Here is a 22,778-nt window from a genome sequence, read left to right as displayed (position 1 = left end):
AAGTATACATTGTGTGACTTTAACATTAAAATATCTTTTACTCAACATATAAGTTGAGTAATGAGTATATTAGATTAGGATTTATTTATAGATTTTATTTTATATATATTGATTACTCAGTTTTGCTGGTGGTTATAGAGAAGAGGAAATACCCAGTCCCATTTCGAACCTGGAAGTCAAGCTCTTCATCGCTGATAATACTGCAGGGTCCCCTTGTCGGAAACGTAGGTCACTGCCAGCTCTTGAGTATTTATTCAAATTAGCTTAGCTTTTTACACTTTTTTAGTGCGAAAAGCTAAGCTTTTTTTTTGCGCGCGGTTTTTTGCTTTTTTTGCCTTTTTTATTTTTACCAAAGCTTCTTTTTTACTTTTATTTTTCTTACATTCTCTTTATTTTAGTTGTTGAATTTTTTAATAATGTGTTTATATTAGTTCATTAGGATTTATTAAATTTTAATAGATTGGAGTATTATTTTGTAGGTAGCTTTAATAAATAAGAAAGCCCTATTACTAGGGCTTAATTTGGAAGATAAGTAAAATCTACAGTCTAGACTCGTATCGTCTAAGCATGTATAATCTTTTAAGCATTTTCTTTCTAGCGTTTATTTTTTGTTTTTTTCTGATTTCTGTCATTGGTTCAAAAAATCTTCTAGCTCTTGTTTCAGTTACAATAAGATTTCTATCACATTGTTTCTTAAACCGTCTGTATGCTTCGTCAAATGATTCACTATCTTTAACTTTAATGCCTGGCACTAAAATCACCCACTTTCTTTTTAAATTTTAGGGTTGCATTATATTTAAAATTTACTTAATTCTTATTTAATTAAAGTTAGAATATAATAAATACTAGAATATAAAGGTAATATTATGACATTAACACATTTAGATGATAATAATAGGCCAAAGATGGTTGATGTTTCAGAAAAAGATGAAACTAAAAGAGTTGCAGTTGCAAGTGGACAAATAACAATGTCTAATGATGCATATAAGGCTATTATAGATAATACTTCAAAAAAAGGTCCTGTGATTCAAACAGCTGTAATTGCTGCAATTATGGGGGTTAAAAAAACAAGTGAATTAATACCTATGTGTCATCCATTACTTTTAAGTGGAATTAATTGTGAAGTTGAAGAATTACCAAATCTTCCAGGTTTTAAACTAAAGGTAAGAGCAAAGCTAAATGGTCAGACTGGTGTGGAGATGGAAGCTTTAACTGGTGTATCTATTGGTTTATTAACTATCTATGATATGGTTAAAGCAATAGATAAAGCTATGATTATTTCAAATATACAACTTGAAAAAAAATCTGGTGGTAAAAGTGGTGATTTTATAAGGAGTTAATAAAATGATTGATTTAAGTAAAGAAAAACTAGAGTTAGATTATCCATGTAATTGGAGTTATAAACTAGTAGTAAAAGAAAGTATTAATATTAAAAGTGTTGTTCAAGAAGTAGTTCAAAAACGAGAGCATTCAATTATTAAATCTAAATCTAGCAGTAAAGGTAAGTTTGAAAGTTATAATTTAGAATTATTAGTTCACAATGAGGATGATAGAAAACTTTTATATGAAATCCTTGGTAAACATGATGATATTAAAATGGTACTTTAATCATTAATGCAAAATCTTAGAAGAGAATTTATCAAGAAATCTAGCTTTGTTATATTAACATCTGTTTCAAGTACGGATTTATTTGCTACAACTAGAAAAATTAAGAAAAATGATTTATTTATTGCTAAGAAGGATTATAAAGTATTTCATTCAATTAGAAATAAATTAAAATTAGTTCAGAATTATATAGGTTATGGTAATTTTAATGTTATAAGTTTTGACACAATGTTATATATAGCAAAAAGAGCTCCAAAAATAGAACCTTTCACAAAAGATGAAATTGCTTTTTTAGAGTTTATCTTTTATTATAATCCTTCTGTTCATGGTTTTTTTGGGAATAGAATAAACAATAATATTACAGAAAAAATTAATAAAAAATCTATTAAAAAGATACCTTATACTGGACATTATTTATTTAAAGGTAAATCAGAGAAAACATATTATGAAATGAAAAAAGATATAGGGGATTCTCTTACTTTAACTTCGGGGATTAGAAGTATTGTTAAACAAACAAAACTTTTCTTAGATAAAATAAATAGAGTTAATGGAAATATTACCATTGCTGCAAAGTCAATAGCTCCTCCTGCTTATACTTACCATTCTATCGGTGATTTTGATGTAGGTAAAAAAGGATTAGGTTATGCAAATTTTACCTCTAAATTTGCAAGAACGCAAGAATTTCAACAGATAATAAGATTAAAATATGTTGACGTTAGATATACAATAAACAATAAGGACGGTGTAAGGTATGAACCTTGGCATATTACAACTATTTAAGATTTCATTAATATTTATTTGTTTACAACATTTAAATGCAGATGTGAAAAGTTTCGATTTCGATTTTATTAAAAAAGGTCAGCAAAATGAGAATACTCTATTAATTATTGGAGGGATACAAGGTGATGAACCTGGAGCTTTTATGGCAGCATCATTAATTGCAACTCATTATGATATTAAAAAAGGTTCAGTTTGGGTTATCCCTAATTTAAATTTTTATTCTATTATTAAAAGATCGCGTGGTCCTTATGGAGATATGAATAGAAAGTTTGCAAAATTATCAGAAAATGATCCTGATTATAATACGGTTCAGAGAATAAAAAAATATATTAAATCTGATGAAGTAAAATTAATTCTTAATTTACATGACGGTAGTGGATTTTATAGAGAAAAACATCTTAGCAACGAACTATCTCCTTTAAGATGGGGACAATGTTCTATTATTGATCAATCTAATTTAGATATTGAAAGTTACGGGAATTTAGAAGAAATATCAACAAAAGTTGTTAATTCAATAAATAATAACTTAATAAAATCAAGAGATAAGTATCATGTAAAAAATACTAAGACTAGACTTGGCGACAAAGAAATGGAAAAATCTCTTACTTATTATGCTATTAATAATGGAAAGGCTGCTTTTGCAAATGAGGCTAGTAAAGAACTTAATTTAGAAGAAAGAGTTTATTATCATTTATTGGCAATTGAAGAATATATGAATATTATGGGAATTGAGTTTCACAGAAAGTTTAATCTTACGACTTCAGATATTAAAAATGTAATTGATCATGATATTTTCATATCTTTTTATGATGAAAAAATTAAATTACCATTAAGTAAGGTAAGAAAGCTTTTAAGATATTTCCCAATTAGTAAAGATGGAAATTTAGAGTTTACTACTTCAAGCCCATTAATGACAATAGTTAAAGAGGGGAAAGAATATATAATACATTATGGAAATAGAAAACTTGCTAAACTTCATCCTGATTATATAAAATTTATTGAGGATGAAAGAAAAATTAATATATTTATTGATGGTGTTAAAAATAGTATAAAATTCGGTGATATTATATATGCAAAAGACACTTTTAATATTGAACCTATACCTAATTTAAGAGTAAATGTTATTGGTTATGTGAATAAGAATAAGAAAAATGAAGTAGGTCTTGATATAACTAAAAAAGAAATTGTAAAAAGATTTTCAATTGATCAAGATGGTAATATTTTTAGAATTGAGTTTTATCAGGGAGATAAGTTTGCTGGTATGATTCTTTTAGGATTTGAAAAATAGAGTATTTTTATACTCTATTTAAAAAAAACTAATTCTTTTTTTATTTTTTCTTGATTTAATTTTTTACATGCAGTTTTGTAAATTTCATTAATTCTTTCATCTTCATCATTAACTATATTTTTAACTTCATCTAAAGATTTCCCTTCACTAAATGCAACAAATACTTTAAACTCTTTTTTTGTAAATTTCTTTTTAAGAACTTCTTCTAATTCTTCTTCATCTTTTAGTGTTCCCACTAATTTGTCTATATTTAATTCGATTGCTTCTGTAAAATTCATGTATTTCCTTTTTTAATTGTTTAACCAATTTTCTATATTTTTAATATCATTGTATGATGTTAAATCAAGCATTATTGGAGTTATTGAGATATAATTAGCTTTAATTGCTTCAAAATCACAACTTTTGTCACTTGACTCTTTCCAGATTAATGGATGTAATCCTATCCAATAAAACTCTTCACCTCGAGGATTATTATGTCTATGCGTATCATTACCATATTCTCTATATCCAGCTTTTGTAACTTTTACTCCATTACACTCTTCTGGTTTTATTGGTGGGATATTAACATTTAAAAACTTTCTTTCCTCTAATGGGAAGTTATTATCTAATATTTTTTTAGCTAAGTTTGCAATTGTTTGTTTTGCTAGGGCAAAATCCCATCCATTTTTTATATCATTACATTTATCTCTACAGACTTGAGAAATTGCAATAGCTGGGATTCCTTGTAATACTGCTTCCATAGCAGCAGCTGCAGTTCCACTGTAAGTGATATCTTCACCCATATTAGCACCAATATTAATACCTGAAATTACTAAATCAGGTTTATAGTTATCTTTAAATAAATTATTTAAAGATATGAAAATACAATCGCTTGGACTTCCATCATCAACTCTATAATAATCATCTTCAACATTATCTAATCTTAATGGTTTATCAAGAGTTAAACTATGCCCACATGCAGATTTATTTTTTGCAGGAGCAACAACAGTTATTTTTGCAATTGGTTTTAATACTTCAATCAGAACTTTTAATCCTATGGCATCGAATCCATCATCATTTGTTAATAAAATATGTTTAATCATGTAACTACAAATGCTCCTTCAATATTTGGTATAAATTTTTCTATATTACTATTAATTTTAAAGCCACTTTCAAGTTCAATATCTGCAAGTTTTGACTTGACTAATATTTTTAATTCTCGTTTCCCTTGATTATTTGCAACTAAATCAAATAATTTATATATACTATTTTCATCATTAGAAAACGGTATTGCTATTGTCAATGGTGGTTCTTCTACTTCTTTTTGTTTTGTTTTTACTTTTTCTTTTTTTGCATCTTTTATATTTTCTATTTTCATAATATTCATTCTTGTAAAATTTTCATCTTTTGAAATTTTTACTTTAAATGCAATAGGTTCAGAATCACTAGGATTTTTTAAGTCAATACCAAAATCATCTTCTAATTCTTTTATTCTATTTTCAAAAAGCATAAGTTCAATTGTACCGTGTAAATCCATTATAGATGCAATTCCAAATTTATTACCTTTTTTAGATATTTTTTGAACTATATTTTCAACTTTACCTACAAACAAAGCTTGTGAACCATCAGCTAATTCATCTACTTGTGATGATAATGTATAGTTAATTTGGTCTAATTGTTCTCTATACTTATCAAGTGGATGTCCTGATACATAAAAACCTAATGATGCTTTTTCAAATTCTAATATTTCTGTTTGATCAAACTCTTCTAAATGTTCTAATTCAATTTGAATTTTTGTTAATTCTTCAGAATCTCCAAATAAAGAACCAGTGGCCATTTTCTTAGCTTTCATAGAATTACCAACAGCTTCTGAAATTGATTCTATTTGTTCAAGCATTGCCCTTCTCGAGTAGCCAAAAGATGTTAGTGCTCCTGATTTTGCAAGAGATTCTATTACTCTTTTATTTACCTTACTTCCATCAATTCTTGAAACAAAATCAGATAAGTCTTTGAAATCTCCATTCTCATCTCGTTCATGAATAATTGATTTAATTGCAACATCTCCTGCACCTTTAATAGCACCCATTCCAAACATTACAGTTTCTTTTTCATCAATATTTGTTGCTGAAAAAACTAAGTGTGATTTATTAATATCAGGTGGGAAAAGATCTAAGTTTAATCTTTTTACTTCATCCACATATTTTACAACTTTGTCTGTGTTATCTTTTTCAAGTGTAAGCAATGCTGCCATAAACTCTGATGGATAATAGTTTTTTAAATATGATGTATAAAATGTTACAAGTGCATAAGCAGCGGAGTGTGATTTATTAAATCCATAACCAGCAAACTTTACAATAAGATCGAATAACTCTTCACAGTGTTCTCTTTTATAACCTTTTTTTTCTCCACCTAATGAAAATTCATCTTTTAATTTATCTAGGACTTCTTTAGTTTTTTTACCCATAGCCCGTCTAACTAAATCCGCACCACCAAGTGAAAAACCACCAATTGTTTGTACAATTTGCATAACTTGTTCTTGATATACAATAACTCCGTAAGTTGGTTCAAGAATTGGTCTTAAAGGTGCATCAAATTCATCATAAAAATAGTCAATTTTTGCTCGACCATGTTTTCTATCAATAAAGTCATCAAGCATTCCTGACTCCATTGGTCCTGGTCTATATAGAGCTAGGATGGCAATAATATCTTCAAAATTATCTGGTTTAAGTCTTTTACATAAATCTTGCATACCATCTGATTCTATTTGGAATAACCCAATTGTATTTCCTGTTTGAATTAGGTCATAAACACCTTTATCATTTACATCAGCTGTAATAAAATCTATTCTTTTACCATGTCTTTTTTCTATTAATTTATTTGCTTCTTCAATAACTGTTAGGGTCTTTAGACCCAAGAAGTCAAATTTGATTAAATCGACATCTTCTACATATTTACCATTATATTGAGTGGCAAGAGTATCTAAACCTGAAGGTTTAAATAATGGTGTTTTATTCCATAAGGGATCATTTGAAATAACTACACCAGCTGCGTGTGTTCCTGCATTTCTATTTAGTCCTTCAAGAGCTAATGCATATTCCCAAACTCTTGCAGCTTGTGGATCAGCTTCACAAAGTTCTCTTATTTTTGGTTCTTTTTCCCAAGAAGTTTCAAGGTCGATTTTTAATTCATCAGGAATTAGTTTTGCCATTGCATCAGCTTTTGAATAAGGCATATCTAAAACTCTTGCTACATCTCGAATAACTCCTTTTGCTAGAAGTTTACCAAAAGTAATAATTTGAGCAACATTGGCTCTTCCATATTGTTCAACAACATAATTAATAATTTCACCACGTCTTGCTTGACAGAAATCCATATCAATATCTGGCATTGATATTCTTTCAGGGTTCAAGAATCGCTCAAAAATTAATCCATAAGGAATAGGATCAATATCGGTAATTTCAAGTGAAAAAGCAACTAAAGAACCAGCTGCTGATCCACGTCCTGGACCTACTGGAATTTTCATTTGTTTTGCAACAATAACGAAATCCCAAACGATAAGCATATATCCTGGAAATTTCATACTATTAATAATGTCAATTTCTACTTGAAGTCGGTCTTTATATTCTTGATGTTTTGATTTATCAACAATTTTAAGTCTTTTTTCTAGACCTTTCCAACATTCGTGTATAAATAAAACTTTATCATTTTCAAGAGAATATTCAAGTTCTGGTTCTGGCAATACAAGATTCCTTAGTTCAGATTTCTGTCTTGTAAACTTAAAGTTTGGAGGAGTTGGATCTCCTAATTTTATTTCTAAATTACATTTGTCTGCTATTTCTTGTGTTGCTGCAATTGCTTCAGGAATATCTGCATAAAGTTTTGCAATTTGTTCTGGTGATTTTAAATAAAATTCATGAACAGAATGTCTTAATCTATTTGGATCATCATAAAGTTTATTCATTGCAATACACATAAAGGCTTCATGAGCATCTGCATCTTTTTGATTTAAATAATGTGTATCATTAGTTGCAACAACTTTAATATCAAGTTCACGTCCAAGTTTTAAAATTTGGTTATCAATAAAATGCTGGTCACCAATTCCATGACGCATAATTTCAAGATAAAAATCATCACCAAAAATTTCTTTATATTCTAGTGCTGCTGCTTTTGCACCTTCATATCCTTTTGCACCATTTTTTACATTTCTTTCATTTTGTGTATTTAAATTCCAGTTAATCTCACCTTGTAGACAAGCTGCAGAACATACTAAACCACCAGAGTTTTCTCGTAAAAGTTTTTTATTTATTCTTGGATAATAATAAAAACCATGTATATAAGCTTGTGAACTTAAATACATTAGGTTTTTATATCCTTCTTGATTTTTTGCATATAAACAAAGGTGAAATCTTTGCCTTGTTGTTTTATCATTTAATTCTTCATTATTATGAATATATGCTTCCATTCCAATAATAGGCTTTATACCTTCATCTCTCATGGCATTATAAAAAGAAATTGCTCCGAACATATTTCCATGGTCTGTCATTGCAACAGAAGTCATTCCCATTTCTTTTACTTTTTTTGCAAGTGGTATTATTTTATTTGCACCATCTAAAAGTGAGTATTCTGTATGTAAATGTAAATGCGTAAATTGTGGTGTAGTTGACATAATATAATCTTTAATATTTATTTAATTTTTAAATTAAATTATATCCAAAAAATGATTTTTTGCTTCTTTAACTCCAAGATTAAAACAATCTTCAATTTCTTCAAAACTGTATAAAGCAAAGTTTCTTATCTGACTGCTAGCAAGGTAATAATCTGTATTTTCAATTGAGTATTTATTGTTTTCATAAAGTTGCGTGAAAATCTTTCTTTTTAAAATCTTTATAGGATTTATTCTTAGAATCTTATTTGCATATTCTTTTGGAAATAAATCAATAGATAAAATATCATAATTTTTATTTTCCAGTGGTTTTATTGGGATATTATCGAATAATCCCCCATCAATTAAATACATATTTTTGTACTTAATCGGTCTAAATAAGGGAATAATTGCACTTGAGGCTATACATAAAGTAATTGTATCCCCACTATTAAAATAGTGTAATTTTCTTTTTTTTAAATCATAAGCGTTTACAAAAACTGGTTTTGGAATATTTTCTATTTTTGAAATTGGTAATAACTCTTTTATAATTTTATTTGAAGTGTCAATCTTAAGTAATCCATTTTTAAAATAATTAAATTTAATAGCTTTTCTTATTTCTTTTGAAGTAAATATTTTTAATTGTTCTTTTGCACTAACTCCACTTGCATGTGAGCATGAAATAATACTTCCAATTGATGAGCCACTAAAGGCATGTATTTCAATATTATTTACTTCGCAATAATGTAAAACTCCTAAGTGAAAAGCTCCACGTGCTGCTCCTCCACCTAATGCTAGTGCTAAATTCATTTATCCAACCAATTTATTATTTTAAATTCTCCATCGAAAGTTTCAACAATTGCGGTACAAGATTCTACCCAATCACCACAATTTAAATATTCTATCGTATCAATATTTCTAATTTCTGCTTTATGAATGTGTCCACAAATAATACCATCATATCCTTTATTCTTTGCATGATTTGATAATACTGTTTCAAAATCATTTATAAATGATACTGAAGATTTAACACTATCTTTTACATATTTTGAAAGTGAGAAATATTTATGAATTCCTACTTTTCTTCTTAAAAAATTTAATACTGAATTTAAATGTAAAAGTAAATCATAACCATAATCACCAAGTATTGCTAGCCATTTTTTTGTCATGGTAATTGAGTCAAAAAAATCTCCATGAGTTATATAATATTTATTCCCATTTATTCCATAATAATCTAATTCATTTGTTATTTTTAAAGAATCACCAAGTATTAAAGGTACAAAAGGGCGTATAAATTCATCATGGTTACCTGTTATAAAAGTTACGTTTGTTCCTTTTCTTGCTTTTTTCAATATTTTTTGTATTACATCTGAGTGAGATTGTGGCCAAATAAACTTTCTTTTTATAGCCCATCCATCAATAATATCACCTACTAATATTAGGTTTTCACTTTCATTATGTTTTAAAAAGTTTAATAATTCTTTTGTTTTAGAAAACTTTGTTCCTAGATGTATATCTGATATAAATATGCTTTTGTATTTCATTCAAGGATTTTATTTTTATTTGATTACAATTGAATGACAAGAAGAAAAAAAGATTAGATAATTTATCTAATCTTTTTTGATTATTTTTATGCTAATAAACCATTCTTTACGTTAGTATAAGTCTCTTCTTCACATAAAATGTTTACAATTTCAAGGGCAAAACTCATAGCAGTTGCTGGTCCTCTTGATGTAATTACTTTTCCATCAATTACAATTGCATCATCTTCATGGTAACCATTTTCTCTTATTTCTTTTTCAAAACTTGGATAACACGTGAAGTTTTCATTTAGAACATCAGCTTTGTGTAAAGCATAAGGTGCAGCACAAATTGCTCCAATATTTTTATTTTGTTCTTTGAACTCTTTTAAAAGTGATTGTACCTTTTCATTTTCTGCTAAATTAAATGCATTTGGTAAACCACCTGGTAAAACAATCATATCAAAATCAGAAGAATTAATAGTATCTATTAGACAATCTGCAACAATTTTTATACTATTAGCACCTGCTGTTTGAATATCTTCAGTTGCTGCTATTGTAACTTCGATATTTGCACGTCTACAAATATCAATTATACTTATTGCTTCAATCTCTTCAAAACCATTTGAAATAGCTATTATAATTTTTGCCATAAAAATCCTTTTTTGTTTTTATAATTATATTCAAACCCATATAAATAAGCTTTGAAACTAGATTTTATAGAAAATAATAAATAATCTTTTCAAGAGTATGTAAGCAAAGTTTAAATAAAATTTAAATAATCAGTTAAAGGGGTTTTTAATGTTTAAAAGTTTATCTAAAGTGGGAATAATAGCTACTTTACTCGCATTTACAATAGTAGGTTGTACATATAAAAAAGAGATTACAAGTACCTCTCTTAATGGCGATGTTTTAAAAGAGTACAACAAAGTGCAAACTACAAAACAAATTTTAGAAATTGCAGATGATAAGCAAAGAAATATAACCACTCAATCAACTTTGGAAGGAACAATAGCCTCTTTAGCAACTCAAATGATGAGAAATAAAAAAATGAATACAAATAAACCTGTAATTATTACATCATTTGTAAGACTTGCGGAACTTAAAAAAACTACTGAATTTGGAAGAATAGTCAGTGAAAGTTTAATTGATGAATTATCAAATAGAGGCTTTAATATTATTGAATTTAGGGGACAATTAGCAGTTTCAGTTAATAATGATGGAGAGTACTTTATCAGTAGAAAAACTAATAAATTGAAGAATAAAATTCCAAATACTTATATTGTAGTTGGAACTTATTCTAGACAATATGGGAAAGTTATGTTAAATGCAAGAGTTATTGATAATATTACGGGAAAAATTATCTCTAGTTCTAGGGCAACATATAATCATAAAAGAATGAATGATTGTATGTTATTTAAAGATTGTAAAGCAGCTAGAACTATTAACATAGTAGAAGAACGATAAATATATGAGTTCAAGCTTTTATAAAGTTATAAAATTAGTTATACTTTCTTCTTTTGTAACCCTGTTTCTTTCTTCTTGCTCACATAAAAATCTTATAAATGGTACAAATGACTTTCACTCTTTAGTCTCTGATTTAGTTGATGATGCTGCTAAAAAAATAAAAAGTAATACAATGATTGATGATATTGTATTAGTTTCAGATTTTGTTAATCTAGATAGATTAAAAAATAGATCTGAGCTAGGTTTTTTATTATCAGATATATTAAAAGATAGATTGGTCTCTTTAAATATTCTTGTTCGTGAAATTGAATTTGGGAAAGAGTTTGAATTAGGTGAATCAGGTTTTAATTTATTAACTAGAGATCACAATAAAATTATTTCCAAGAAAGTAGAAAAAGAAAGATTTGCTGTAGTTGGAACATACTCAATTACAAGTAGAAGTTTAAATCTATTTATAAAATTAATAGATATTAGAACAGGTTATATATTAGCTTCATCATATGAGAGAACTGATATTGATGAGGAAATTCTACAATTAGAAGGATCAGCAGATTCTTCTAGTATTTCACGTCCTCATATTGTATTATAAGATAATATCTTGTATTAAAAATTGAGGAGTTATCTCTCCTCGGAATTCATTTTTACTAATTGAAACAACTAAGTCAAAGATATTTGGTAAATCACTATTTGAGTCATTAAATTTAATAGCTTCAAATATAACTCCATCACAATTTAATGTTAATTTCATATGATTTTTATCTCTACCCATTAAAGTACATTTTACTAGTGAAACTTTTGAGATTTTGAATATAGGTTTTAAGTTTTCTAAACCATAAGGTTCAAATTGATCAATAATATCTAAAAATTGTAAATCTACTGATGCTACATCTAATTCACCTAAAGTAGTTGGTTCAATATGTAATTCATCTTTATGAGCTTCTAATTCTTCATTTATAATAGTTTTAAACTCTTCTAGGTTTTCTTCTTTCATAGCTAATCCAGCTGCATTTTTATGTCCACCAAATCCTAGAAGTAAATGTGAAGCTTTTGTGATTATTGTATGAAGATTTATATTTGCATTTGCTCTTGCACTTCCTTTTGCAATACCGTTATTCAAAGAAAAGATAAAAGCAGGTTTTTTAAAAGTGTTGGATAATTTTGATGCAACAATTCCAATAACACCTTCATGCCAGTTTTCACCCCAAACAATAACCGCATTATCATTTACATTTGTTTTTGCTTGTGCTTTTTTTGTAATATCTTCTTGAAGTGCTTTTCTATAAGTATTTAATTCTTCTAACATTTGTAAAGAGTCATTTGCTTGATATGAAGTTTTTGATAAAAGAAATTCTAAGGCAATACTTGCATCTTCCATTCTTCCTGCACTATTTATTTTTGGCGCTATAAAAAAGCCAATATCATCTGATACAAAAGCTTGTTTTTGCATAACTTCATTTAACTTCTTAAAAGCTTCTCTTTGTGATGTTTTAATTTTTTTTAAACCTTGTTTTACAAGAGTATAATTAAGTGCAGTCATTGGCATAATATCTGCTATTATAGCAACACAAAGCAAATCTAAAAAGTCTGTCATTTTTACATCAAGATTTAACTCTTTTTTAATTGCAGCACATAAATACCAAGCAACTTGAGCTCCACAAATATCTTTAAACTCAAAGTTACAATCTTCTTGTTTTGGGTTAATTATTGCATAAGCATAAGGAATATTTTCACCAACGGTATGATGATCTGTGATAATTAAATCAATACCTTTTTCTTTTAGTTTTAAAGCAGCAGGAACAGCCGATATTCCATTATCAACAGTTATTACTAATCCATCATCAATCATATCTACAATCTTTGGAGATAAACCATAACCATGTTTGAATCTATTTGGAATTATATAATTGATTTTTACATTAATCTTTTTGAAGAAATCTACCATTATTGTAGTTGATACAACACCATCTACATCGTAGTCACCCACTATTGTAATAGTTTCTTTATTTAAAATTGCAGTTTTTATTCTCGTAGAAGCTTTTTTAATATCTTTGAAATTATCAGGAGCTGGAATATCTGCAAGACGCGAATATAAGTTATTCGAATGTCTAGCAGAAAGTAGTTCAAAAAGTCTATTTTTTGTAACTTTTATCATTAATCTTTTTTATTTGCTTGTCTAACAAATTCTAAGATTATTGGGTTTGGAGTTTCTAAATGTGATGTAAACTCAGGATGGAATTGAACACCTACAAACCATGGATGATCTTTAATTTCAACTGCTTCAATTAATCCATTAGATTGTCCAGATATTATCATTCCTGCTTCTTCTAATCTTTCTTTATAAGCTGGATTTGCTTCATATCTATGTCTATGTCTTTCAAAATAAATTTCTTCATTTCCATATGCTTTTTGTAATTTTGTTCCTTTTAAAGGTTCAAATGGATACTCACCTAATCTCATAGTCCCACCCATTGGTGATTTATGAGTTCTAATTTGTTTTTCTCCACTTTGATCCATAAATTCATCAATTAAATAAATTAATGGATTAGGTGTTTCTTTATCAAATTCAATAGAGTTTGCATCTTCAATTCCTAACACATTTCTAGCATATTCTATAACAGCTAATTGCATACCAAGACAAATACCTAAGTATGGTATTTTATTTTCTCTAGCATATTTAATAGCTTCAAGTTTTCCTTTTACACCTCTATGTCCAAATCCACCAGCTACTAATATACCATCAGATTCTCCAATAATATCATAAGCTCCATGAACTTCGATTTTCTCAGAATCACACCAATGAATATTTACTTTCGTATTTAAATGTGCACCACTATGAATTAATGCTTCTGTTAATGATTTATATGATTCTTTTAATTCTAAATATTTTCCTACAAATGCAATTGTTAATTCTTCTTGTGGTACTAAAATATTTTTAACTAAAGTATCCCATTTCCCCATATTTGGTTTGATTTTAATATTAAAATGATTAGATAAAGGATTAATGATCCCTTCTTTAATAAAATGTAAAGGAACTTGATAAATTGATTGTGCATCACCTGCTTCAATTACTCCATTATTATCAATATCACATGACATTGCTAATTTTGTTTTTAAATTCTTTGGTAATGTTCGCTCTGTTCTACAAACTAACATATGAGGAGTAATACCAATTCTTCTTAATTCTTGAACAGAATGTTGTGTTGGTTTTGTTTTAAGTTCATCAGCTGCTGCTATGTATGGAATTAATGTAACATGAATATTCATAGTATTTGTTTTTGGAAGTTCATGTCTGATTGAACGAATAGACTCCATAAATGGTAAACCTTCAATATCTCCTACTGTTCCACCTAATTCAACAATTAAAAATTCATAACCTTCTGCAACTGAATAAATTCTTCTTTTAATTTCATCTACAACATGAGGAATTACTTGAATAGTTTTACCTAAGTAACCACCTTCTCTTTCTCTTTTAATTACACTTTGATAAACTTGTCCTGTTGTAAAGTTGTTTTTAGCACTTAACGTTGTATCAATAAATCTTTCGTAATTTCCTAAGTCTAAATCTGTTTCTGCTCCATCGGCAGTTACGAAAACTTCTCCATGTTCTAGTGGACTCATTGTCCCTGGATCTACATTTAAGTATGGGTCAATTTTAAGCATACTTACTTTGAAGCCAGATTGTTTTAATATTGTTGCAATTGATGCTGCGGTGATTCCTTTTCCTAGTGAACTTAGAACCCCACCTGTTACGAAGATGAATTTAGTCATGTAATACTCCAATGAAATTTGTTAATGATATTCGCGATTGTATCTAGTTTTTGTTGATAATTAAGTTAAGTAAGTTTTTTTAAGAAATAGACAGGTTTATATTATATAAACTTGTCTATTTGTGAAGTTATTTAAGTTTATCAAATCTTGGGTATATAAATACAGCTTTTCTAAAAACAACTACTTTTTCTGGATCTTCTTGAGCATAAGCTTTTAAAGTTACTGTAATTGGTGTATCTCTTGTAGAATCATTAACTAGTACTTTATTCGTTTCTAATATCATAACTTTTTTCGCCATTTTACCAGGACTTAGAGTAAATGGTTTAAATCTTTTAATTTGGATATCATCATGATCAACTACTTCAATATTATATGTTAATTTTTTTGATTCTGTATTTTGGAATAATAATAAGAAATTATTGGCAACAACGTGGTTTTCTTTCACTTTATACAGTTGAGTAGTTTTATTTACATTTAGTAACATATATTCTTTTTTCCCACCCATAACAAATAATAGAGCAACAACAATTAGTAAAGCAACAGCATACATAATAGTTTGCTTTCTAATAATTTTTGTTGGAATATCTCTTTTAATTGTATTTGTACTTGACCATTGAACAAGTGATGGTTTACCAAGTTTCCCCATAACAGTAGTACAAGCATCAACACATTCTAAACAGTTGATACATTCTAGTTGTGTACCTTTTCTGATATCAATATGTGTAGGACAAACAGTAACACATGCTTCACATGTTGTACATTCGTTTGTTTGAGAAGGTAAATCTTTTGCTTTGAAGATAATTTTTTCTTTATCTTCATTATAAATATCTCCACCTCTTTTAGTTGAGTATATTGCTTGATAAGTATCTTCATCATATAAAACAGATTGAACTCTTGAGTAAGGACAAATATAAATACAGAAATCTTCTTTTAATAAAATTCCATCATATACAATAAATGCAGCAATTCCTAATACAAAACCAATTAATACCATATGTTCAGTTGGATTTTGTAAATAAGAGAAGAAATCTTCAGGTGGAATGAAAAACCACATAAAGTTTGATGCTGCTAATAATGATAAAAATGTCCATATTATAACAGCAATAACTCTTTTAGAAACATTTTTAGCTTTTGACATATCAGGATCTTTTTGCTTATTTTTAATTCTTCGTAATCCTAATAACTTAGACTCAATTAAGTCTCTATAAATAACTCTAAATATAGTCTGAGGACAAGCCCAACCACACCAAGCACGACCTCCTAAAGATGTTGCTGCAAAAATTCCCAAGAATAAAAGCATTAATAAAAATGGCATTAAATACAACTCTTGCATATCAAATGCAGTTCCAAGTAAGTGAAGTTGTTTCTTATCAAAAGATAATAAGAAAATATGATTACCACCAATTGTGATAAAAGGTAAAGAAATAGATAAAATAGTTGCTAATGCATAACCATAATATCTTTTTATCCGATAAGGAGTTTTTTTTAGAAATTCATTTTTTTCTTTCATGTGAAGGCCTTTTTTGTAATTCTTAGGTAATTTTATATAAATATAGCTTATAATAAGCATAAGCAATTATAAGTTAATCTTATGTTAGTTTAGTTTTAATATTTCCTTAACCTTGAATTCTTTTAAATTCGTTAATTTTTGGATAGTCTTTTATATAGTATAGGATTAAACTTTTTTAATTCATTTGTAATTCTATTACATCTTTTGTATATAAAAAACTTGTATATTAGTCCTCATTTTTTATTATTATTGTGCGCATACTTTATTTCTGCCAGTTTCTTTTGCTTTATATAATAAATCATCAGCTTTTTTATATATCTCAATTTCTGTGATTTCTTCATTATATAATATAGTTAATAAACCTATAGAAATTGTAACTACATTAGAAATTACATTTTTTTCATGCGGTATTTTTAAATTCTCAATAGCTTTTCTTATTACATTTGCAAAGATTTCAGCTTCTTTTTGTGATAATTCAGAAAATAAAATTCCAAATTCTTCCCCTCCTAATCTAAATGCAAAATCTCCAGCTCTTTTGCAAAAGCTATTAAGTACTTTACTGATTTTACATAAGACTTTATCCCCTTCTTGATGTCCATAAGTATCATTATAAAATTTGAAGTAATCTACATCTAACATCATAAAAGACAGTGTTTTTTTATCTCTTTTAGCACGATTGAGTTCATTATGTAATACTTGATTAAAATGTCGTCTATTATAAAGTTTTGTAAGTTCATCATGTAAAGAAATTTCTTCAATTCTTTTTTTATCTGTGATATCTTGCATAATAAAGGTATATCCTATTTTTTGACCATTAGCAATATCAAAATCTGGATGAATAGCTAGTTTAAGCCAGTAAGTAGAAACATCTTTTCTTTTATTTTCTAACTCACCTTCCCAAATAAGATTTTTATCTAATGTTGACCATAACTTAGAATATGTTTCTTTTGATAAATTACTATGATGGATAATTCTACATTCATTTCCAATTAACTCTTCTTTTTTAAAGCCACTAATTTTTAAAAATGCTTTTGAAATATTTGTTACAACACCTTTTAAATTTATATTTGAAGATATTATATTTTGATCCATAAGTTTAATATATTGTTTTATCTCGAATTCAGCTTTTTTTAATTGGGTAATATCTGCAATATTATATAAAAGTGTTTTTTTATCAGGCATTAGAGAAATAGATATATTTGCGGTAATAATCTTATCTTTGACTTTATATACTTTATTTATATTTTCAACATACCCATTTGTTAGAACATCATTAATTATTTCTTTTACTTTTAAACTTTCATCTTCTAAGCTTAGTGAAAAGAAACTTTGATTTTTTAACTCTTCTTTGTTATATCCTATTATTCTTGAGAAAGAATCATTTGTCATTAGGAAATTTGTATTTAAATCAGTAAGAGCAATTCCATTTAATGATTTATCAAAAATTGTTTCAAACTCTTTTCGACTTTCATCTAGTTCTTGTATTTTATGTTCTAATTCATTAACTGTATGTTCAAGTGAGTTTTTAAGTTCATATAATTTTAAATGAGTTGATACTCTAGCTTGTAATTCCTCTTTTGAGAAAGGTTTTGATATATAATCAATAGCACCTTTATTAAAACCTTTTACAACACTTTTTGAATCATTCTTAGCAGTTAAGAATATAAAAGGAATATTTTCTGTTTCTTTTGAAGATTTTATTCTATCTGCAACTTCATAACCATTCATTTTTGGCATATTAATATCGAGTAAAATTAAATCAGGTTTTACTTTATCTAGCATTTCTAAAGCAGTTATTCCATCTGTTGCTATTCTTATTTGATATAAATTATGTAAATTCTCTGCTACTATATTAATATTTGTAGGCTCATCATCTACTATTAAAACTATTTTTTGATTCAAGATAACTCCCCAATAATTTTTCTTAGTATCTCTTGTGCATTTGTATAATCAAAATTTAATAAATATTTTTCAAGTTCCATAGCTATTATCTCATTTTCAACTTGACTTACTTGATTTATAACTAATTCTTTTCTTTCTTGAGTGATAAATGCACCCTGCGAAATATCATAATTTAATTGCTTAATATTTTCTAATATTTCTTTTTTTAAAAAATTGTTTGAATCAGTTTTTACTATAATTTTAGGAACTATTTCTTCATCTATTGTTTTCATTACAATAGTTAAACTATCTTTTAATTTAGCTAAAAAATTAATCTTTTCCTCAAAAATATTACTAGTATAAATTTTTGTACTATATTTAAAAACATCATAAAGAGATAAATTTCCACTTAATCCTTTTATATTATGAATTAAAGAATTAAATTCATCAGATTTTATATCTAAAGAACTAAGTTCTTTAATTATATTCTTTTTGTCTTTTGAAAAATTTATTAACATTTTATATGAAAGTTCTTTATCATTATTTAATCTCTCAATTAATTCTTTTAAGTCTATTCCTTCACAATGGTTTTCTACAACTAGTTCATTATTTGGTAATACTTCTTCAAATGATGTATCAAGATATCTGCTAATTATTTCTTTAAGTTTATTAATATCAATGGGTTTTGACAAGTGCTCATTCATCCCTACTTTTTGTGTCATTTTTAAATCTTCATCCATCACAGCAGCACTTAATGCAATAATAGGGACATTAGAATTAAATTCCCTAATTTCTTTGCTTGCTTGGAATCCATCCATAATAGGCATTTGTAAATCCATAAAAATGATATCAAAATATTCTTTTTTTACTTTTTCTACAGCTATTTTACCATTAATTGCAGTATATACTTCTAAACCAAAATTTTCTAGGTTCTGTTTTGCTACAAGCTGATTTATTTCATTATCTTCTACTAATAGAGCTTTTCCTTTTGCAATAAGCTTTTGTTTGCTATGATCTTTTTCTAATTTAGTATCACTGTTTATAGCTAAAATATCTAATAAAGTAGAAGAACTAAATGGTTTTATTAAAAGTTTATTCTCATTCATTTTATTTTCCTTTACTTTGCTAATAAGTGAATCTCGTTTGTCAAATGAACTTATAATAATAATCTTTATATCTTTATTAGAATAAAGTGAGTCTGCAATCTTTGTAAATTTAATTCCATCAATCCCTGGTAACTCCCATTCTATTAGAATATAATTAAAATCTTCTTTTTTTAGAATTTCTAAAGCAGATTCTGCACTATGACAAATTTTTGTATTTAAGGCAAACATCTTTAATGTCATTTCTATATTTTCACTTGTATTTTTATTATTATTTACAATTAATACATTTTTATTTTTTAAATCTTGAGATAAAAATCTATAATCTTTTTTTATATATTCTACTTTTGACGTGAAATTAAAAACACTTCCTTCTCCTTCTCTACTCTCTACGCTAATTCCTCCACCCATAATTTGAGCTAATCTTTCTGAAATAACAAGCCCTAATCCACTTCCTCCATATTCTCTTGTATTTGAAGTATCAACTTGCGAGAAATCTTGAAATAATTTTTTTTGCTTTTCTTTAGATATTCCTATACCTGTATCTTTTATACTAAAAACTAATTTTATTGTATTACTTTTTATTTCTTCTAATTTTATATCTATATTAATAAATCCATGATGTGTAAATTTAATTGCATTTCCAAGTAAATTTATTAGAATTTGTTTAGTTCTAAATGGATCCCCAATTAAATTATTAGGAATAGAAGGGGCAATTGTACAATCTAGTACAATATTCTTATTTTGAGCCTCATAAATAAATAAATTAGATACTTCTTGTAATATTTTGTCTAGTTCAAATGGAATATGTTCTAATTCAATTTTATTAACTTCTATTTTTGAATAATCTAATATGTCATTAATTACATGTAATAATGCTTCAGAAGATATTATAGATTTTGTAAGATAATTTCTTTGTACATCACTTAATTTTGTTTCTAATGTAAGATTTGTAAGACCAATAATACCATTTAATGGTGTTCTAATTTCATGTGACATATTTGCTAGGAATTCTGATTTTGCTTTAGATGCATTTTCTGCTTTTTGCTTTGCTTCTATTAAGATTTTTTCTTTTTGTTTTTGTTTTGTAAGATTATATTTTGTACCATAAGCTTTATCAGGTATTCCATCTTTATCATATGATATAAAATAGTTTACTAAGACTTGTAATATACTACCATCTCTTTTTATCATTTCATATTCGAAACTATCTTGATAATCTTTATTTCGTGTAAATGCTAAAGTAATTATATCCTTAACAATTCTTTGGCTTTTTTTAGGAATAAAAGTATTTAAATACGTTTTTACATCAAATTGATAAGAACCTTCTTTTTCGATAGTTGTTCCTAAAAAACTATAATAAAGATCATTTAATGTAAATATATTTGTTTTAAGATTTAATTCCCAAAATGCTAAACCAGATATCTGTGCAGAAAGAGCTAATTGTTTTTGATATTTTTTATGTTCTTCTTGTAATATAACATCGTTTGTTATATCAATTCCAACTGTAATTACATATTCAGGATTACCTTTTAAATCTTTTATTAATTGATTTGACCATTCAAATATCTTTTCTTCACCATTTTTTGATATCCAAGGATTTCTTTTCTTTTCTATTAATTTGTTTTTCTTGGCTTCTAATATAATTTGTTTTACATTTTTTCTCATTTTTTCTGGAATAAAATTTTTCCAGAAATATGGTTTAGAAGATATTTCTTCTTGGGTAAATCCAACTAGATTTTTCCCATATTCATTTAATTTTACCATTACTCCATTCATATCAATTAATGCAATAATTGCACTTGTATTACTTAAAATATTTTCAATAAGGTTTTTTTCAAAGAGCATTTTCTTTTCTAAATTTTTTTTCTCTGTTATATCATTTTGTATACCAATATATCGTTTGATTTCATTCTTTTCATCTAAAATAGGTGTTACTGCTAAACGATTCCAAAAGGCTGTACCATCTTTTTTATAATTTAATATTTCACATTCAAAAGGTTCTAAATCTTTAATCTTTTTTTTAATAAATTTGATAGATTCTAAATTGGTATCTTCCCCTTGCAAGAAGTCAGGTTGCTGCCCGTATATTGATTCTCTTGAATATCCTGTTAAATCTTCAAAAGCTTTATTTGTATAAATAATTTCTCTTTGATTATTAGTAACCATTACTCCTTGAGAAACATTAAAAAGGGCATCATCTTTTAATATTTCAAATTCTCCTTGTCTTTTTATAAGAAGAGTAAGTAAAAAAGTAATTAAAAGGCCTAAGATTGCGAATATAAATGAATAAAATTTTTCTTCTGAATCTAAAGATGTCCCTTCTGTTGTGATTTCAAATGTCCATAAATGGCCATCAAGTTCCACTTCTATATTTTTTGAAAATTTATTATTGTTATTATTAGTATTTGAATCAAATAATAGAGTGTCTTTATTTTTTATTGAGCCATCATACATTTTGATATTTAAAACTTCTAGTGAATTACCTACTGCCCCATATATAAAATCTTTAGTACGAAATACTGCATATATAAAACCTTTAATAGCTTTGTATCTTTGTTCTTTTGTATCTAAAGGCATATTTTGTTTATAAAGTGGTGTATATAATAAGAATCCAGATTGTATGTCTTTCTTATTTTCTTGAACAAGTTTAACCTTACTACTTAATGTTGGAAGTCCTGTTTCAATAGTTCTTTTCATCGCATAACGTCGTTGTTCTTGTGAATACATATCATAACCAAAAGCTTTTTGATTTCTTGGACTAAAAGGTTCTATATAAATTACTGATGTGTATAAGTCTCTTTTACCTTCAGGATATATCTTATATGAAGGGAAACCTTCTTCTCTAATATCTTTTATGTTTTTTTCTAGTTCATTTTCTCTTAAAACTACACTATATCCTAATCCTTGAATTCCAGGAAAATATCGTTTTAATTGAAGTTTACTTGTAAATATATGCCATTCATTTCTTCCAACATTTGTAGAAGCTTCAAAGAATCCTACTCCACTATATAATACTTCTCTATATGTATCCATTCTATTTTTGATTTGTTGAATAGTTTTTTTTGTTAATGAATTAAATTGGATTTGTTCTTTTTCTAGATTATTAGAATATGAATAATAAGCAAGAGCTAAACTGAGTAAAATACCAGTAAAAAGTATTAATAGATAGATTTTTTTAAATATATAATTCATATATAGAACCTTTTTTTAGTATTCTAAGTATAGCCATAAA

The 22,778-nt window shown here is 26.9% G+C and carries 18 protein-coding genes and 1 rRNA gene; 7 read left to right on the top strand and 12 right to left on the bottom strand.

Annotated features, from left to right (window positions below; translation table 11 throughout):
* The first annotated feature begins 124 nt into the window (after positions 1-124).
* Positions 125-241: ribosomal RNA gene (gene rrf / locus D9T19_RS10645) — 5S ribosomal RNA — on the top strand.
* 298 nt (positions 242-539) lie between these two features.
* Here rrf and rpsU read toward each other — a convergent pair.
* Positions 540-752 (bottom strand): 30S ribosomal protein S21, encoded by a 213-nt coding sequence (gene rpsU, locus D9T19_RS10640; RefSeq protein ID WP_071628030.1) that lies wholly within the window; start codon positions 750-752, stop codon positions 540-542.
* 114 nt (positions 753-866) lie between these two features.
* On the opposite strand from rpsU, the gene moaC reads away from it, so the two are divergent.
* Genes moaC through D9T19_RS10620 form a run of 4 tightly spaced genes read left to right on the top strand, consistent with a single transcriptional unit; the run spans position 867 to position 3,673 of the window.
* Entirely contained in the window at positions 867-1,340 is a 474-nt protein-coding gene (gene moaC, locus D9T19_RS10635; RefSeq protein WP_121628214.1) for a cyclic pyranopterin monophosphate synthase MoaC, read from the top strand.
* A 4-nt stretch (positions 1,341-1,344) separates the two neighbouring features.
* A complete protein-coding gene (locus tag D9T19_RS10630) occupies positions 1,345-1,608 on the top strand; it encodes an HP0495 family protein (protein ID WP_121628213.1) in 264 nt (87 codons plus the stop codon).
* Positions 1,609-1,614: 6 nt separating this feature from the next.
* A complete protein-coding gene (locus D9T19_RS10625; protein WP_121628212.1) occupies positions 1,615-2,385 on the top strand; it encodes a D-alanyl-D-alanine carboxypeptidase family protein in 771 nt (256 codons plus the stop codon).
* The gene (locus D9T19_RS10620; protein ID WP_121628211.1) at positions 2,357-3,673 is read left to right on the top strand and encodes a M14 family metallopeptidase; all 1,317 of its coding nucleotides are present in this window, start codon (positions 2,357-2,359) and stop codon (positions 3,671-3,673) included. Before D9T19_RS10625 ends, D9T19_RS10620 begins: the two co-directional genes overlap by 29 nt.
* A gap of 14 nt (positions 3,674-3,687) precedes the next feature.
* Here D9T19_RS10620 and D9T19_RS10615 read toward each other — a convergent pair whose 3' ends face one another.
* The 6 genes from D9T19_RS10615 to D9T19_RS10590 form a co-directional block, all read right to left on the bottom strand.
* Entirely contained in the window at positions 3,688-3,951 is a 264-nt protein-coding gene (locus tag D9T19_RS10615) for a hypothetical protein (RefSeq protein WP_121628210.1), read from the bottom strand.
* A 12-nt stretch (positions 3,952-3,963) separates the two neighbouring features.
* Positions 3,964-4,752: a 5'/3'-nucleotidase SurE gene (surE, locus tag D9T19_RS10610; RefSeq protein WP_121628219.1), complete on the bottom strand. Its 789-nt coding sequence runs from the start codon at positions 4,750-4,752 to the stop codon at positions 3,964-3,966.
* On the bottom strand, positions 4,752-8,318 hold the full coding sequence (gene dnaE, locus D9T19_RS10605) for a DNA polymerase III subunit alpha (protein ID WP_121628209.1): 3,567 nt from the start codon (positions 8,316-8,318) through the stop codon (positions 4,752-4,754). The genes surE and dnaE overlap by 1 nt, the downstream gene beginning before the upstream one ends.
* A gap of 33 nt (positions 8,319-8,351) precedes the next feature.
* Positions 8,352-9,104 carry a patatin-like phospholipase family protein gene (locus D9T19_RS10600; protein ID WP_121628208.1) on the bottom strand — a complete coding sequence of 251 codons (753 nt, stop codon included), beginning with the start codon at positions 9,102-9,104 and terminating at the stop codon, positions 8,352-8,354.
* Entirely contained in the window at positions 9,101-9,838 is a 738-nt protein-coding gene (locus tag D9T19_RS10595; protein WP_121628207.1) for a UDP-2,3-diacylglucosamine diphosphatase, read from the bottom strand. The genes D9T19_RS10600 and D9T19_RS10595 overlap by 4 nt, the downstream gene beginning before the upstream one ends.
* Before the next feature lie 86 nt (positions 9,839-9,924).
* Positions 9,925-10,467, bottom strand: a complete 543-nt coding sequence (locus tag D9T19_RS10590; RefSeq protein ID WP_121628206.1) for a DJ-1 family glyoxalase III — start codon at positions 10,465-10,467, stop codon at positions 9,925-9,927.
* Positions 10,468-10,615: 148 nt separating this feature from the next.
* Here D9T19_RS10590 and D9T19_RS10585 point away from each other — a divergent pair, with 148 nt between their 5' ends.
* On the top strand, positions 10,616-11,281 hold the full coding sequence (locus tag D9T19_RS10585) for a FlgO family outer membrane protein (protein ID WP_121628205.1): 666 nt from the start codon (positions 10,616-10,618) through the stop codon (positions 11,279-11,281).
* Between the two features lie 4 nt (positions 11,282-11,285).
* On the top strand, positions 11,286-11,870 hold the full coding sequence (locus D9T19_RS10580) for a FlgO family outer membrane protein (protein ID WP_121628204.1): 585 nt from the start codon (positions 11,286-11,288) through the stop codon (positions 11,868-11,870).
* On the opposite strand, the gene recJ is transcribed toward D9T19_RS10580, so the two are convergent.
* The 5 genes from recJ to D9T19_RS10555 form a co-directional block, all read right to left on the bottom strand.
* Positions 11,865-13,433, bottom strand: coding sequence for a single-stranded-DNA-specific exonuclease RecJ (gene recJ / locus D9T19_RS10575; RefSeq protein WP_121628203.1), 1,569 nt, complete (start codon positions 13,431-13,433; stop codon positions 11,865-11,867). The two genes, D9T19_RS10580 and recJ, sit on opposite strands and share 6 nt — an antisense overlap.
* Entirely contained in the window at positions 13,433-15,049 is a 1,617-nt protein-coding gene (pyrG, locus tag D9T19_RS10570; protein ID WP_121628202.1) for a CTP synthase, read from the bottom strand. Before pyrG ends, recJ begins: the two co-directional genes overlap by 1 nt.
* 127 nt (positions 15,050-15,176) lie before the next feature.
* Entirely contained in the window at positions 15,177-16,559 is a 1,383-nt protein-coding gene (gene ccoG, locus D9T19_RS10565; protein WP_121628201.1) for a cytochrome c oxidase accessory protein CcoG, read from the bottom strand.
* A gap of 246 nt (positions 16,560-16,805) precedes the next feature.
* Complete coding sequence (locus D9T19_RS10560) at positions 16,806-18,461, bottom strand: GGDEF domain-containing response regulator (RefSeq protein WP_121628200.1); 1,656 nt, start codon at positions 18,459-18,461, stop codon at positions 16,806-16,808.
* A complete protein-coding gene (locus tag D9T19_RS10555; protein ID WP_121628199.1) occupies positions 18,458-22,738 on the bottom strand; it encodes a CHASE domain-containing hybrid sensor histidine kinase/response regulator in 4,281 nt (1,426 codons plus the stop codon). Before D9T19_RS10555 ends, D9T19_RS10560 begins: the two co-directional genes overlap by 4 nt.
* Between the last annotated feature and the right edge of the window lie 40 nt (positions 22,739-22,778).

The sequence above is a fragment of the Poseidonibacter antarcticus genome, assembly GCF_003667345.1.
Classification (GTDB): domain Bacteria; phylum Campylobacterota; class Campylobacteria; order Campylobacterales; family Arcobacteraceae; genus Poseidonibacter; species Poseidonibacter antarcticus.
This window is presented reverse-complemented; position numbering and strand designations above follow the sequence as displayed.

What these genes read in the sequence shown, in the direction of transcription:
- ccoG (WP_121628201.1), bottom strand. Translation starts at nt 16,559, where the DNA reads ATGAAAGAAAAAAATGAATTTCTAAAAAAAACTCCTTATCGGATAAAA.
- D9T19_RS10585 (WP_121628205.1), top strand. Translation starts at nt 10,616, where the DNA reads ATGTTTAAAAGTTTATCTAAAGTGGGAATAATAGCTACTTTACTCGCA.
- dnaE (WP_121628209.1), bottom strand. Translation starts at nt 8,318, where the DNA reads ATGTCAACTACACCACAATTTACGCATTTACATTTACATACAGAATAC.
- D9T19_RS10630 (WP_121628213.1), top strand. Translation starts at nt 1,345, where the DNA reads ATGATTGATTTAAGTAAAGAAAAACTAGAGTTAGATTATCCATGTAAT.
- D9T19_RS10620 (WP_121628211.1), top strand. Translation starts at nt 2,357, where the DNA reads ATGAACCTTGGCATATTACAACTATTTAAGATTTCATTAATATTTATT.
- D9T19_RS10595 (WP_121628207.1), bottom strand. Translation starts at nt 9,838, where the DNA reads ATGAAATACAAAAGCATATTTATATCAGATATACATCTAGGAACAAAG.
- moaC (WP_121628214.1), top strand. Translation starts at nt 867, where the DNA reads ATGACATTAACACATTTAGATGATAATAATAGGCCAAAGATGGTTGAT.
- D9T19_RS10555 (WP_121628199.1), bottom strand. Translation starts at nt 22,738, where the DNA reads ATGAATTATATATTTAAAAAAATCTATCTATTAATACTTTTTACTGGT.
- D9T19_RS10580 (WP_121628204.1), top strand. Translation starts at nt 11,286, where the DNA reads ATGAGTTCAAGCTTTTATAAAGTTATAAAATTAGTTATACTTTCTTCT.
- recJ (WP_121628203.1), bottom strand. Translation starts at nt 13,433, where the DNA reads ATGATAAAAGTTACAAAAAATAGACTTTTTGAACTACTTTCTGCTAGA.
- pyrG (WP_121628202.1), bottom strand. Translation starts at nt 15,049, where the DNA reads ATGACTAAATTCATCTTCGTAACAGGTGGGGTTCTAAGTTCACTAGGA.
- D9T19_RS10615 (WP_121628210.1), bottom strand. Translation starts at nt 3,951, where the DNA reads ATGAATTTTACAGAAGCAATCGAATTAAATATAGACAAATTAGTGGGA.
- D9T19_RS10600 (WP_121628208.1), bottom strand. Translation starts at nt 9,104, where the DNA reads ATGAATTTAGCACTAGCATTAGGTGGAGGAGCAGCACGTGGAGCTTTT.
- D9T19_RS10590 (WP_121628206.1), bottom strand. Translation starts at nt 10,467, where the DNA reads ATGGCAAAAATTATAATAGCTATTTCAAATGGTTTTGAAGAGATTGAA.
- D9T19_RS10625 (WP_121628212.1), top strand. Translation starts at nt 1,615, where the DNA reads ATGCAAAATCTTAGAAGAGAATTTATCAAGAAATCTAGCTTTGTTATA.